The sequence below is a fragment of the Leptospira biflexa serovar Patoc strain 'Patoc 1 (Paris)' genome, assembly GCF_000017685.1.
Lineage (GTDB): Bacteria > Spirochaetota > Leptospiria > Leptospirales > Leptospiraceae > Leptospira_A > Leptospira_A biflexa.
On sequence record NC_010844.1, the window covers coordinates 25,885 to 41,180 of the forward strand.

The 15,296-nt window shown below is 35.6% G+C and carries 9 protein-coding genes; 6 read left to right on the forward strand and 3 right to left on the reverse strand.

What is annotated here, in order from left to right; all coding sequences use genetic code 11:
• Positions 1–63: 63 nt before the first annotated feature.
• A complete protein-coding gene (locus LEPBI_RS18540; protein WP_012476773.1) occupies positions 64–1,788 on the reverse strand; it encodes an alpha/beta fold hydrolase in 1,725 nt (574 codons plus the stop codon).
• 170 nt (positions 1,789–1,958) lie between these two features.
• On the opposite strand from LEPBI_RS18540, the gene LEPBI_RS18545 reads away from it, so the two are divergent.
• Positions 1,959–3,047, forward strand: a complete 1,089-nt coding sequence (locus LEPBI_RS18545) for a helix-turn-helix domain-containing protein (protein WP_041770288.1) — start codon at positions 1,959–1,961, stop codon at positions 3,045–3,047.
• Positions 3,048–3,126: 79 nt separating this feature from the next.
• On the opposite strand, the gene LEPBI_RS18550 is transcribed toward LEPBI_RS18545, so the two are convergent.
• Both LEPBI_RS18550 and LEPBI_RS18555 read right to left on the reverse strand, forming a co-directional pair.
• Complete coding sequence (locus tag LEPBI_RS18550) at positions 3,127–6,504, reverse strand: hypothetical protein (protein WP_012476775.1); 3,378 nt, start codon at positions 6,502–6,504, stop codon at positions 3,127–3,129.
• Entirely contained in the window at positions 6,501–7,469 is a 969-nt protein-coding gene (locus tag LEPBI_RS18555) for a hypothetical protein (protein ID WP_012476776.1), read from the reverse strand. The genes LEPBI_RS18550 and LEPBI_RS18555 overlap by 4 nt, the downstream gene beginning before the upstream one ends.
• Positions 7,470–8,163: 694 nt before the next feature.
• Between LEPBI_RS18555 and LEPBI_RS18560 the strand changes: the two genes are divergently transcribed.
• From LEPBI_RS18560 to LEPBI_RS18580, 5 genes are all read left to right on the forward strand, one after another.
• Positions 8,164–9,078: an ArdC family protein gene (locus tag LEPBI_RS18560; RefSeq protein ID WP_012476777.1), complete on the forward strand. Its 915-nt coding sequence runs from the start codon at positions 8,164–8,166 to the stop codon at positions 9,076–9,078.
• A 719-nt stretch (positions 9,079–9,797) separates the two neighbouring features.
• Positions 9,798–11,126, forward strand: coding sequence for an ISNCY-like element ISLbi1 family transposase (locus LEPBI_RS18565; protein ID WP_012476869.1), 1,329 nt, complete (start codon positions 9,798–9,800; stop codon positions 11,124–11,126).
• 296 nt (positions 11,127–11,422) lie between these two features.
• Positions 11,423–11,896 carry a hypothetical protein gene (locus tag LEPBI_RS18570; RefSeq protein ID WP_012476779.1) on the forward strand — a complete coding sequence of 158 codons (474 nt, stop codon included), beginning with the start codon at positions 11,423–11,425 and terminating at the stop codon, positions 11,894–11,896.
• A gap of 189 nt (positions 11,897–12,085) precedes the next feature.
• Positions 12,086–12,973: an LA_2444/LA_4059 family outer membrane protein gene (locus LEPBI_RS18575; protein WP_012476870.1), complete on the forward strand. Its 888-nt coding sequence runs from the start codon at positions 12,086–12,088 to the stop codon at positions 12,971–12,973.
• 176 nt (positions 12,974–13,149) lie between these two features.
• Positions 13,150–15,243 (forward strand): hypothetical protein, encoded by a 2,094-nt coding sequence (locus LEPBI_RS18580; protein WP_143708659.1) that lies wholly within the window; start codon positions 13,150–13,152, stop codon positions 15,241–15,243.
• The last annotated feature ends 53 nt before the right edge of the window (positions 15,244–15,296 follow it).

Consider the following 15,296-nt stretch of genomic DNA (forward strand, 5'->3'; position numbering starts at 1 on the left):
CGAAAAATGGGAGAGAAGGTCTCTCCCAAATGTTCACCTAGCAAATACTAAGTGATATGTTGTTCACTCACTTTCAAATTTAAGTGTGGATGCATTCGATGTGCTGTGTTTAAACGTAGTCGTGTAGAGTGAAACTGGTTTTGGTACCGCATACATTGGGTCAATGTTATCGATGGCCAAACCAATGCGAGATCCAGCAGGGAAGTCATGTGCGACTGCTTGGAGGTCTACATTTAAATCTACGTCTTTTCCTTTCACGTTGAAGAGTGTTGCAGTTCCATGGCTAATCAATTTTCCTGTTCCCCAAAAGTCTACTTCATAGAGATATACCATAACATGTGGCGCGTAATCAGAACTATTGATACGACCTTTGTAAAAGGTTCTCCCTCGAAGTTTGAGTGGTGATGAGAGACTGTCAGAAAGATAGACCATTGCGTTGGTTCGATCGATTAAATTCACATTTGTTTTGACAGGAACGGATACGGCGCCGTCCAGAATCTCCGATAAAAGGGGAACGCCTGTTGTGGCACTGGTTCCTCCCGAGAGAATCGTATCGTTCCCATTACTTGTGTTCGCTGTTGTTGTGATTTTGCCTGGGCTAAAGAATCCCATTGGTCGCAAGTGGTAGGTCTTTTCGATCTTCGATGGATTTGGCCAAGCGGAATAACTGACACGATCACTCGAAAAACGTTTTTGAAACGTGACTTTTGGTTTTGTCATAATTCCATTTTGGATTCCTTTTAACCAATAATCAAACCAGTCATAAGCATTCGTCCAAACATAGTTGTTGATTCCTAAAATCCCTCCAATCTCTGCGGTTGCATGGATTCCATTATTGAGATCCAATTTTTTAGGAACAGTGAGTTGTTCGAAGTAAGGAAGGATTTGGTTTGGTTGGAATAAATTATCTTGTGAGTTATTGGAAATATAAACTGGTTTGCCAGATGCATTTAATTCCGCCACAAAATTGTTAGGTGATCTTTCTTTTGCCCATGATAGAACAGTGGATACATCTCTTGTATCCAATAGTTTTTGAAAATTCTCAGCAATGATGGGATCCATCCTTCCTGTGATATACCCTGCTGTCACAAGGAGAAGTCCCCAAACAAGTCTTGGTGATTGGTTGCCATAAAGGGAATCAGGTAAACTCCCCCAACCACTCATGGCCACAGCGGTTTTGATTCGTGGCTCTTTGCTGAGTCCGAGTAAAGAAATCCCAGCTCCATACGAAATCCCCGCAATACCGATGTTTGACGGATTGACAGGGGCATTCGCTAAAAGAAAATCGATTCCTTTGGAAAGGTCTTCCATATCTTTTGGACCAGCCACATTGATGAGTCCACCCGATGTTCCAAACCCTCGTGTGTTGTAACTAAAAACAACATATCCTTTTTTTGCGAGTTTGGCTGCAGGAACAATGTATTCGTATTCATTGAGTGCCCAGCTATTGACAAAAATAATCGCAGGGTATGGACCTGTGCCTGATTTTGGTATGAACAAGTTCCCCGTGATTTTGACTCCGTCATTACTTAAAAACGATATGTTGTCGTTAAAAGTAAAACTTCCATCGTTTTCATTTTGGAATGCCGTTTGGATGTCTCTTGTGGTTGCGGCATTACTCTGTTTTAACATTTCAGGTGTCACTTCTGTGTTTTGCGCCTGGCCATTTAACACCGACAAGATGGCACTCGTTTTGTTTCCGTTTTGATTTCCATTCCCCCCACACGATACCAGTAGGAAGTTCCCTACGATGAGGAGGAGAGAGAGGTAGTTTTTTTGCTTTTTCATAATTCGCCTCTGAATTGCCTTAAAAATAACATAAAGAGGGATGTTTAGCGTCTAAAATGGCAATCCTAGACGAAAAATGAGGTCTAAAATCATGATTTTGTACGTTTGATTCGTACACTAGCCAATCCAAACAGTTGACGAAACCGTGCATATTGTCCGACTTTTGTCGTATGTCTGAATTTTTGGGGTCTTGGCTTCAATTTGGTGCTTGGTATCATTTTGTTTTAGGAATCGGAATCCTCGTGAAAGAGAAAGGGTCCAAAGGATTTCCCTTTGCCATGATCGCCGCTTTTTCTGGTGGGACACTCATCATTTATGCTTACCGATTGTTCGCAGGGTTTGAATTCGAATTCTCCCTCTTGAACCATGGTTATGTGCCCATCATCTATTTGATCCCAGGCAGTATGCAGTATACCATTGAACAGTTTTTGAGTACAGAGCCCGTTTCGATTGGTAGACTCCAACGATTGTATCCAACCTTCCTAGTGATGATTCTCCTGATTGGATTACAAATCTTCTATCCTCAAGTCTTAGAACAATCCATGAATGAAAGTTTTACGGGGCTTCCGTTCTCCATTCCGGAATATTTAGCCTTACTTGGTTGTTTGTATTGGGTGATTAGTTTTGTTTGGATGATTTACCAATATCGAAATATTTTGTATCGAAATCCAAATGAGGAAGCCAAACTAGGTGTTCGAGTATTGGGAATGATCTTAAAAGGCAATATCACATTTGCTAGTTTCATTCTCGTAAGCACAGTCTTTCGTTGGAACTCAGGGATTTATTTTACGGCTGGACTTGCCACACTCATGGCTGTCATTGCATTTATTGGAACAGAAATCAATCATCAGTTGTTTAAAGATATTTTACCAGGCCTTCGGCAATCCTATCGTACATCCCGAATCCTAAATCTCAATTTGGAAAAATTACAACAAGACCTTGATCATTTGCTAAAACAAGAATTCGTTTACCGAGAAGAAACAATCAATTTATCGAATCTTTCCGAACGATTGGGGATCAAAGATTACCAACTCAGTGAATACATCAATGCGTATTTGGGAATGAACTTCAATCGCTTGGTGAATGAATACCGAATTGCTGAAGTTTGTAAGCTCATCGAAGAAAACCCAAAAGTCAATTTGTTATCTCTTGCCTACCAAGTTGGATTCAATTCAAAAGCAAACTTCAATGTTGCTTTTAAGTCATTGAAGAAGATGTCACCGAGTGAGTATGCGAAATCGATTGCAAAGAGTAAGTGATCGTAACCATCCCATTGTTATGGCAACATCAAACTGCCAATGAAACGGTAAATGGTTACAATGCATCCCAATCAAATCGCTATTTTTTCCCTTTCGGTTTTTTCTTGGATATTGTATAACCTAGAATATGTGCCATTTCCCAAACCGTTTTCAAATTTGTTTCTGTCGCTGGCATACTTGATTCCGTTTTCGAATCAGGCAGGACAGATTGCAAGTGAAACTCATTGGTTCCAAATCGTATGGTTTCTTTTGCCAAGTGGATCCATGTGTGCCAACCGTATTCCCTTTGTTCGGGATAAAATGTGAGTAAAATCCCCGGTTCTTTGATCGCAATCATTTCGGGGATTTGATCCTCTAATTTTCGTCTAGCAGCCATTTCTAATAATGCATAAGTTTCAGATCCTTTTTTTGCTTTTTTCCAGTGAGATTCGATAGAATCATCTCCTTTTTTGCCAAACCTTCTCCAGAGTAAGGGTAATCTAAGCCCAAGTGACTCTTCATAAATACTAGAATAGTAGGAATCGTGATTTGTGATTTCAAGACGTCTGCTGATCACTTGTGAGATCGTGTCAAAAGAGGATTCACAATCTAACAAGTACAATCTTGCCGCGAGTAAATCAGTCCAAACATACCAATTGGGAGTAGGTTGTTCTAGTAGTTGTTTGATTTCGCTTCCTTCCATTGTGAGAACCTTCTTCCATTTTAAAGATTCAGGTTCCATCACTCGCATAAATTGTAATAGATGGGCTTTCCATGAAGGTGCAGCATAAGGGAATTGCAAAATTTCCAGAAAGTAGGGGTAAACTCCAGGACCTTGGAAAAACAAAGCTTTGATAGCTTCCCATCTATCATAAGATCCTGAGTATTTATATTCGTCCAAAGAATACCGTAAGGATTCTACAAGCCATGGTCCTCCGTATCGGATTACATCTTCATGTTTGTATTTGGTTTCTCGAATTCTTTGGAATACATGTTGGATGCTATACTTTTCTGGATGAAGGATTGCTTCTGGTAACAGAGAATTATTTTTTGAAAGTGAGTTTGCATACTTATCAGACGTATTAAATTCTGGAGCATCTTCCCCAGTGAGTACAATCCAAGCACGTCTAGCTTCCACTTCGATGTAACTCCAAGAATAATCAACCATCGGGTCTGGGTCAGCATAAATATGATACCAAAGATGATCCTTGAATCTTTGTACTTTTTGTTTTCTGATCCATCGAATGATTCCATAAACTCTGACTTGGTCACCCTTATTTCCAAGGATACGTTCTGCAAAAGACAGATAATCATTGTTATCTGGTTCCAAAAGTAATAATCCTGCTACATAACAGGCTCTTAGATCTATGGCTATACCGGGATAATGAGAGTCTTCCAGTTTTACAAAAAATTCGTTTAACTCTTGTTTTGCCTTCTCTGGTTCCATTTTGGCCCATGCTAAGGTAGCTTCCGAAATGTTGATAATTTGCCTCAATTCAAGATAAGAGTTCCTGTCTCCACCTTTGATTTGGAAACTATTTCTAACAACTCTGGCAATCAATTCAATATGTTCTTTTAGATCTAAATGGGCACATACCGAAAATGCATTTCCAGCACTGATTCCAAAATAACCAAGATGGTCTTTATAAGTGAAGAGTTTTTGGATCAGCTGGATTGACACTTCATCCATTATTAAAATTCGTTCTTGTAAAGCTTCGTTTAAGTGGGTATAGACTGTGAACATATTGTTCAAGGTCGGACCTTCTTTTTGCACTTTTTCTCGAATTTCTTTTACATTGTCTAATGTCTCAAATGTTCGCCAAGCAGCCTCCGCTAATATGGAATTAGCTTCCCCTTGTTCACTGTTGATTAATGCTTCTACGACATATTCTAATCTTGGATCATCTTGTTTGAGTTGACGAACTGCTTCTCTAAAAGAAACCATTGCCAGGTCGTCGTCTAACATCCCGACTGTTTTTGTAATCCCACAAAATGCTTTTTTATTCTCAGCGTCGTATTTCAAACCTTGTCGAAAGGCAGCGTTGATCGCAATCGATAGTCGTTTGTCTAACTTTTCCGGATTGTATGGCCAAGTATTATAAGCACTACCTATTCGTTCTCGAAAGTAGTCTTCGATCAGTTTTTTTAGATTCGGATCTTTTTTCGAAATTTCTTTTAGAAGAATGTCATGCGCATTCACATCATCCGGGTATTCTTCGATGATTTTGAAAAGATTTTCCTCAGTTTTTATCCTCGCTTCCAGGTCTTTCTTGGAGATAGTGTTAAGATTGGAGAGACCTAAACTATCATTGTATAGTTTGATATTTTTTGGTTCAATTTGTTTTGGGTCAGCATTGCTAAAGGTAAGGGATCGTATTTTTTCTAGCTTATCGGAAGGTAGATTGAATAATGATTTGGATTTTCCATCCAAATAGGCAATTACGTGTTCGGAAATTTTGGGAATTATTTTTCCTTTTGATTTGTTTGCAAGTTTGATGGTTTCTCTGCAAGCATCATCATTTTTTAAATAAAAGTGGTGAAGGATCCAATACGCAGCTAAATTTGGGTACTTTTTGATGTCCTCTTTTTCCTCTTCCCACAGCGCATAAGAAGGAGCATTGGCAAGTTTTTCTGTAAATGCATAGGTTGGATCTCCATAACTATGGCCAAGTAACCAAGCCGATCTTTCAAACATATCCAGTGAATTGTGATAGATCGGTTTCTTTTCGTATAATTTTGTAGCTTCTTTTTCAAAAGCCTTAATTGTACTGTCTTTGATTTGCGAAGGTAGAATGGCTTCTTTTAATTTTGGAACTGCATCTTCTTCTTCAAATTCTTCTTCCTCCTCATCATCGTCATAACTTTCATTTGATTCATGATTCCAGTTTTCCACTATGAAATGCGAGATGGAAAAATAGGGAAGGTTTTCTAATTCGCCAATTTCATGGTTATAATAATTTACCTCTATCGATTCATTTTCATTCGGTAAAAGATTGATCCAACAAGTGTCTCCACCTCCATCCGAAGCAAAAGCATAGGAACCGTTGAATAAAAACATAAGTCCGCTGTAAGTTCCAACTAACCAAGAGAGTATTTCTTCCGGATCCTTAATTTTTGTTAGTCTTGCTACCGAAGAAATAGCATATTCAAAACCACCATCTTCATCCTCCTCCATTTCCTCTTCCTCAGCAGAGTGATGGTCAATCATATTCCAAACATCGGCTACTTCATACATGATTGATTTGTAGGCATTTTTTACATTTTCCCATTCCAGAATTTCTTTTCCGGGTCGGAAACCATACATGGATTCAAATTCTTTCAAAAACTTTTGGTCTAGTTTGTTTTTGATTTTATCAAATGCCATCTGAAATTTATCTCTAAGCGATTGGAAGACTAACATCCGATCTATGATAATTTCCTTTAAATTTCCTGAGTAAAGATCAGACTTTTGTAAATTGAGTTGAGTAGGCTGTTTCATTTGGTAAGTTCCGCGTTCAATGTGATAAAAGATTCTGAGTAATGGTTCCCAAAAATTTTGAACCAATACTCTCCCGAAGGATCAATCTCAAACTGAAGTAAATTTAAATCTGGAGTCAATTTCTCAGATAAAGCATGTGGAGTGAGAGTGAACGTATCCAAGTTAAAGTTTAACAGATGCTTTTTTGCTGGTTTTTTGTTTCTTTCTTTTAATAACAAAACTAGATTTGATTCGTTTTGAATGAAGACATCGATAAATTCCAAGTATGAGCCAAAATAGGATTTCATTGTCTCATCGTACAAATCAAGGAGACTCTCTAGTTTTCCATCGCTATTTCTCACCTCCAACTTTGAATCAGAGAACAAAAATATTTTTTTCGAATTCACTTTGACTTTCATTGGTGCACCACTCGGTGCAAATTCAGAAATCAACTTTCCGTCTTGATCTAAGATGTACGCAATTTCTGAATTCCCTTCCGTCACTAATATTTTATCATTACCGATTTGTTTTAGATTTTGGAGATTTTGAAATTCTAAATCACAATTCAAGATTTCCCAATTTGTGCCATTCCATCTATGGATTTGTTTTCTCCCGCTTGTATTGGCAAAAATAACGTAAATATAGTTGCCAAGATTCAAAATCTGGTATGGCGAAGGGTTCGCTAACTTCGGAGAAGGAAGACTCAAGAATGTATTGTCTTTGAAGAATAAAACCGAATTCGAAGATCCAAACAATACATTGTTTGGATTAGAATCAAATGGATTGTCGCTTGCTAAGTAAGTACCAATGGGAAATTCGAATCTTGTGATTTGAGTCTCATTGATTTTATAAAGAATTGGACTCTGATTCCAAGAACCAATCCATAGGTTCCCATCATGATCTCTTTCAAATAATATCCTTTCGAAACCTGTTTTGATCGAATCTCTTTTGACGTTGTGAGTTATATTTGTTTTTACTTCTAACATTTTACTAAAAATATAAATGCAAAATGAAAACTATGTTTGATTGTGCAATTTATTTTTTTATTTAAGTGTTTTTGAATATAGAAAGCATGAATATCGCTACAAGATAAAGGATTCGTCTAAAATTTTATAATAAAGTATATGAACATAAAGAAATGAAAGCGTCTCATAGAATTCCTTGAGACAAAATGAAAAAAATTATAACCAATTTAAGAGAAATAGATATCTGTCAATTGTTATAGAGATGGTTTATGATTTGTTTTGTTTGTGTTTGGAAGGGAAAACTGTAATGGAATGTAAGAATTGCTGAGATCAATCTTCTGAGAATCGCCGGTAAAAGCATAACTAATGGAAATGAAAATGGGTAGTGTAACCATCTACCGCAGGTTAGGGGTCTTTGGAGGGATTACGCCTTGCGTCACAATTATGGTATTACGATTCTAATATTTTTTTGGAGGATTAGACTCTCATCTACAATTTCTTTTTCGCTTGAATCTAATCGCTGAATTAGTTTGAAACGGATCCCACTTTCCTATTCGGGACTAATTCTTCCGAATCCCTTCCATCGATTTGGTACATTCATAGCTCCCATTTGTCCTAGGTAGTCTTTATGGTTTACTTTTCCTGAAACGACACAATTAGCAGAACATTTTTCGAGAATTGTGACACTCTTGGGGTCTAGGTTACATCCATAGTTATGAAAGAGAAAGATGCAAAAAAAATCATAAAAAAGATTACATACGATGTGATGGAGGCCTTAAAGTCCGGTAGTCTTGGACAGTGGGTCAAACCATGGCAAAGTTTTGGGTTTCCATGGAATGCAAAAACATATAAAACCTATGGATTGCTGAATTCCCTTTGGCTTACAGACAGCTTGGAGAAATTTGGGTATCTCTATCCGGTTTGGGCCATAGAGAAACAATGGAAAGGACTTGGTTATACCATAAAAGGGGGAGAATCTCCAAGGACAGAGGTTTTGTATCCATGCCGAGTTCGGATTCCGATCTTTTCTAAAAAGAAGAGTGTCATTTCGGATAGCGAGGAAGAGCAAGAAGAAACAGAAATCGAGTATAAATCCTATTCAGTTCATAAAGCGTATCCAGTTCTGAACATTTCTCAAGTGAATGTTCCTAAAAGTGACTATGATTTGTTTGTGAGGATGACAATTCCGAATGCGCCAGGTAACGTTGAACAGTTTGTGCAATCGATCAAACACAATTGGATAGAATCAGTTGGGGACCAAGCATCTTACTTGATCCCTTTGGATACGATTCGTATGCCTAAAAAAAAGTATTTCCGAAGTGAAATCGACTATTGGTCTACCTACTTACATGAGTTAGGACATTGGACTGGAGCCTTTCATAGATTGAATCGAGATTTCTCTAGAGGCAATCGTAGTTATGCATTCGAAGAATTGGTTGCTGAACTATGCTCGGCTATCTTTGCCGGTGAATTTGGGTTTAGTGGAGAATTGCAACATCGAGAGTATATTGGGTCTTGGGTGAGTATCCTGGAAAATAATCCACGTGCGATCATCAAAGCGGGATATCTTGCAATGGAAGCGGTGGAGTATTTGAAGAAGGAAGCGAAGAGGGGGGCGAGGGCAGCTTAAGAGCCCTCTTCATTACCTTTCCCCAGATTGCCAAAATAATTGATTTAATCGAAGATCAAGCTAACCATTGTAAACTCCCATATTGGAAAAAATGTAAGAAAAATCCCTGTTCCTATAAAATTGAATTTGTTTTAAAAATTGTATGTTTGGTGGCAAATTGATCGGATTTTCTACAAATAAATTAGCGAGTATTTAATCGCTGTTAACAATTTAATTTTTTTTACGAAATTTTGAAATAATTTCTGGTCAGATTGAAATCTATTAATTTGGGCCAATCAAAATTTAAGAATCTTCGTCCTCCTTCCCTTATTCATCTTTTTATATAAGATTTACTGTATATTTTAAATTACAGTTGATGCATTTTGAATTTAATTGAACAACTGTTTTGTTTTGATAATGGGACTGAGGGGGCGAAGCTATGTCTACTGCCCCATCTTTACTAATTTTAGAATTCGAAGGGTCGTAAATTGTTGATCTACTGGAGCAGTTTTATAGAATTGACGGGTAAAAGTGTAGCTTTTTTGAGCGATCTCAGATATTACCAACTCCCATTTCATTAAAAGTACAGTCAAAGCGATAACACCTGTTAAGCGACATAATCTATATTATCGGAAGAAGCTCACTGCATCACGTAATAATCTACTCGAAACACTAGTCGTTGCATCATCTTAAAATCTACTCCAAATTAGATAAGGAAACGATTCACTCATGTGCAGGTGATGTCCATGAAACAATCGAAGATGGTGCGTTCTATGTTGGTTCAAGTCTTCAAAGAGAAGTACTTTTGGGCTTCGAAAAAAGAAAAAAGTCTCATACTCGACCAGTTCGTCGAAGCTACTGGATTCAATCGATCCTATGCCAGAACCGTTCTTAGAAAGAAAAAAGACAATCTCATCAAACTGAGACCGAGAAAGAAGCGTCTATCTAACTATGATGATGACGTCAGATTCTATTTAGAGAAGATCTGGGAGATCCTGGATAGAATTTGTGGGAAAAGACTCGTGATGGCATTGCCAGACGTTTTATCCAAACTTGAACAGTTCAAAGTATTTAAAATTGATAAAACAACCAAAGAAAAACTTCTCTCAATCAGCTCTGCCACTGTAGATCGGTTATTGAAACTTGCCAGGAAAAAACTTGGTCGCAAAGGCACTTCTACAACGAAGCAACCTAAATACCTAATTGATCGGATCCCAATCAAAACGTTCGGTGAATGGAAAAGTTCTCTACCTGGCTTTGTTCAAATCGATCTAGTAGCCCATAATGGTGGAAATGTATTTGGAGGATTTTATTCAACGCTTGCAGCAACAGATGTTTGTACGGGATGGACAGTTTGTATACTGGTGAAAGATAAAACTCAATTCCAGATGCTAAAAGCATTAATAAAACTGAAAAAAATATTACCCTTCCCACTTTTGGGAATCCTTTCCGATAACGGTGCAGAATTTATTAATCAAACAATCTTAACGTATGCAGAAAGAAACGACATCCAATTCACTCGTGGAAGACCATATAAAAAGAATGATAACCCACATATTGAACAGAAGAATTACAGTGTTGTGAGAAGGAATACTGGATATTTGCGTATTGAAAATCAAAGCCAAGCAGATATTATCAGATCTCTTTACCAAGATTTAAATACTTACAATAATTACTTTTTACCAGTAATGATTCTAAAGGAGAAACATAGGATTGGTTCTAAAGCAATACGAAGGTATGACGAAGCAAAATCACCATACCGAAGGATACTGGCTAGAAAAGATATTTCGAAAACGATAAAAGCTTCTATGAAAAAGATTTACGAGAAGTTGAATATTTTCGAATTAAAGAATCAGGTCAATCATTGGCAAAATGAAATTGTGAAGATTGCTGCCCCTATTCGTAATCCAATAGACAAAGTGAAAGTTAGAAGGAAGAAAGGAATCGTTCATACAATTCCGAAATGGAGACGAGAAGTAAATTCAGATACAAAAAATCCATTCCTTGAAAGACAACGTGTTGAAGAAATGAGGCGAGCTGCAGAACAAGTTTGGGCAAAAAGAAAATAGCTTGGAATCTTTTTGCTCTCTGTTATATTTGGAGTAGATTTTTATTTGATTCACCACTTAACATTTCGAGTAGATAAAACAAGATTCAATACGAGAAGCATGTTGCGTCAAAATAGATGGTATTTGAAAATTTAACTTAAATTGATTTTATTCAGCGAATAATCGAAAATCTAATACATTCAGTTATGCGACATGGTTACCAATTATTTCAATTCCATAAACTAAGAATTAAGAATAACTAATTAATTTAATTTTTTAAAAACCATTTACTCAATGAATATATTTAGGACTACACTATGATTGAATCGAATGATAAAAAATCATTTATTACAAAATTCCTTAATCACATACAATTAGGAACAGAGGACGAATTAGTTTTATTCAATTCAAGGATATCATTTATTAATATTACTTTTTGGATCTTTATATTTGCATTTCTTACTGCTCTTATTATTAAACCCGACTATTTTTCTTTTTATAATATATTTACTAAAAGCAATATTTTAAAATTTCTAAATATAAATAAAGAAGATCTAAAAATTCTTCTATTTTTAGCAAATTTTTCAGTTTTCGTTTACATTGCCTACATTACACGAAGTAGAAAAGAAAAAATCGAAAGCCTTTTTGGATTAAGAATTTTATTAGATTATATGAGAGTTGATGAAAGTGAATTTTTAAAAGAATTGAAGAATATTTTCCCCACACTTAATGAGTTTGAACTAATCGAATTTACAAATGCAGTTTTTACAAAAAGGTTGCTTAAAAAATAACCACGTCGCATAACAGCAACTTACCGCTACGCTTCGGGACAAGCCCTCGCTCGGGCTACGCCAAATTGTCCTCCTGGCATTCGCCTTGCTTACGCAAGCTACATGCCAGTCCCTAACGTCCCCTCCAGGGACTCAGGGTCGGACAACTTCGGTAAGTCTAGTTCGTTATACGCAATTTTAATAAAACTTATGAAAAAAAGAAAAATATTAACTCTAATTATATTAGCAATCTCAAGCCTCAGTATTAATGCGGAAGAAGTTGAAAATAATATCAAAGAAAGAAAAGCAAACCACGTTTACATCAGAAGAAATAACGGATATGCTGCACCGAATGAATTCAATATGTATAACAGCTTTTTTCCGATATCATTTGCATATGAAATACCTTCTATCCAATATAACACGTTCGGATTTGTTAGATTTATAGCTGATTCTAAGTTTAGTATTGAAGGAAACTTTTTTGAGTATAAAAAGACCAATTCCTCTTTTGATAGAATAAATCCTTATACAGATCAAATTAGCAAAGGAAATCTTGGTACGTATTATAGATCAGAACAGAACTTATTGTTGAATTATCATCTAATTGAAAATAGAATCATTTTTAACCTTGGAATACAGAGACTACAAAGTGATTTAAGCGACGGTAGATTTGCATTTTACAACTACAATTTTTCCCAAAATTTTAATGGATTAACGGCAGGAGTGTTACTTGAATCTACAAGATTCTATGGCTTCTATATTTCAGCAGGTTACAGATATTCTATTCTAAATGGATTTACCGATATTAACCACTCAATTGTTACTTCAGCTAGAAATTTTGAATTTGCCCAAATTAAAGACAATCCATTCACTAAATACTATGCTACGGAAACAAAACTTATAATTGGTTACGAATTCACTGACTCCATCCTATTATCTTTAGGTTTTACCGATCAATCTGCAAAAGTTGTTCAAAATAGAAGTCAAATCATTACTAGTGATTCTTTTTCTACGATTTTAATTAGATCAAATATTGAATATACTGCTAAGAATGAATATTTCGGTTCTACTTTCGCATCTATTACTTATAAATATTAAAACTGCGTATAACAGCGTGGAAACGCTGCGCTTCGGCTGCGCCACATTTCCCTTCTGTCACTCGTTTGCATCCGCAAACTCCGTGCCAGTCCCTAACGTCCCGTTGGGACTCAGGGTCGGGAAACGTCGTCTCCACTAATTCGTTATCTGCGATGCTTCCTTACCAAAATCTTAAAATGAAACTAAACGACAAAATCATATATTTCATAATTTTAGAAAGAAATAGTTACCTTATTTCTCCTATCGATGTACGCAAAACGGGTCTAATTGAAATTCCGAAATTGCCAAAAAATATAAATCAATTTTTAAATGCAGAACTATTCACCAAAGTTACAAATGATGATATGATTAATCCGATTATTATCAATTTTTTATATGATGATTATCAAATAGACCCTGAAATTATAAACAATTTCGAGCATTCGTTAAAAGTGTTTATAATTGGAAGCCAAAACGAAATCAAACTTGATTTTAGCAAAATTGTTGAGCCTTATATCGTTGGAAGTCTTTCAAATAACTTTCCAGCTTATTTAAAAGATAGAATAGACAATAAACTCATATTTAACAATTACGAAGAATTTACCTCTCTATTAAAAGCAATTATAGAAATTCTTAAATCTAAGAATTTCGACTTCAAATTTCTCCCTCCGAATAAAGAAATTGATATAGAGTTCTCAGTCCATGAATTTTCTGTATCAATTTTGAACTTTCTTATTGAGAATCAAATCTACGGTAATTTTTGGGATGGAAATCCAACCAAAACTTTAGAATTAAAGTATACCGATAGACAAGAAAATATTCTAAATCATCTTACCAGAAATATAATTTTACAGCTAGAAAGCCAAACTAGCGAAAGAAAGAACATCCCTCCTTTAATTTTTTGCTTACCTTATAATGACTTTAAAGGATTAAAATCGAATCATACTAGCTATAAAGAAATATTTACAAAAGTAAGGAAGTTGAACTCATCATCGCAGCGGAGTGATTATCTTTTTGAATCTGATTTTGCTGGTGATATAAATGACAAACAAACTCAAAGAATAATTTCTCTTTCAGCAAATTTAACAAAATTAAAATTAGATTTTCTGGATTTTGCGTCTTACTTACACGCTTCATTTCGGAATTCGCCTATATATAGAGCGCCAATTATCGGAAACGAAATTAATAAAATTCTTTCATATTTAGATCCTAAAAATCAAACACCAAATTTTCAGAAGATTTTCTATAAATTACTTACGATATTTAATAAGAAAATCAGTAAAATCATCGATTTAAGTAAATTGCAGAAAATAGTTGAAACCTTTGAAATTCAATTCATTGCAATAAGTGATTTGCCGGTAGAATGGTTAACAGTTAATGAAGTACCGATTGCATTTCAATCTGACATAACAAGAATTCCAGAAAAAACCCACCCAAGTATTTTAGCTAATTATGTTCACAATTTACATCAGCGTGTTACCATTTCAGAAGATATTATAAAAGATACACTGATAGTTTTCGGATCGTTAGATGACGAACTTCGGATCGGCTATGAACATTTCATTAAGAATCCAATCAGTAGTGAGATAAAAATATCAATCTGTAACTCTAAAGCAGATTTATTTTTCGCAATAAATAAATACAAACCAAAAATTATAATATTTGATTCACATGGTTCACCTAATACCGAAGAGTATACTTCTAACATCAAATTAGGAGCTGATTTACTTACAGGAAACGATGTTGTAGCTTTCGGGAAATTCGCACCAATTATAATATTATCGTGTTGTTCAACTTTCCCAACAATGAATTATTACAACGCTTTGCCTATGGCATTTCTAGAAACAGGTACTATTTCAATAACATCAACTTTTCTTCCAATTGGAATTGGATCTGCCTATATGCTATATTATCGAATACTCAATAATTTAATCGAAGCCTCAAATAGTCCAGTTCATAAAAACTGGCTAAGCTTCATAAGCCATAACATAAGAACCTCAGCCATAACATTAAGCATAGAGCATATAATATTAAAATTTGCTAAGAAAGGAAGAACGATAAAATATGATATCTATCGTCATTTAGACTTATTGGTTAGGCTAATGAAAACTGATCAGAGAAGCTCTATTTATAAAAACTGGGCATTCGAAATAGCAAATCTCTTCGATAAAAAATATCATAAAGAAATCATTAGTTTAATGAATGAAAAAAATATGAAATATGAAAATCTATATTACACAAACATCGGTAGATCAGACCTAATTTATTTTGATTCTTGGCTTAAACGCTAAAACCAGAAGCACTGCAGATAACAGCGACTTACCGCTACGCTTCGGGACACGCC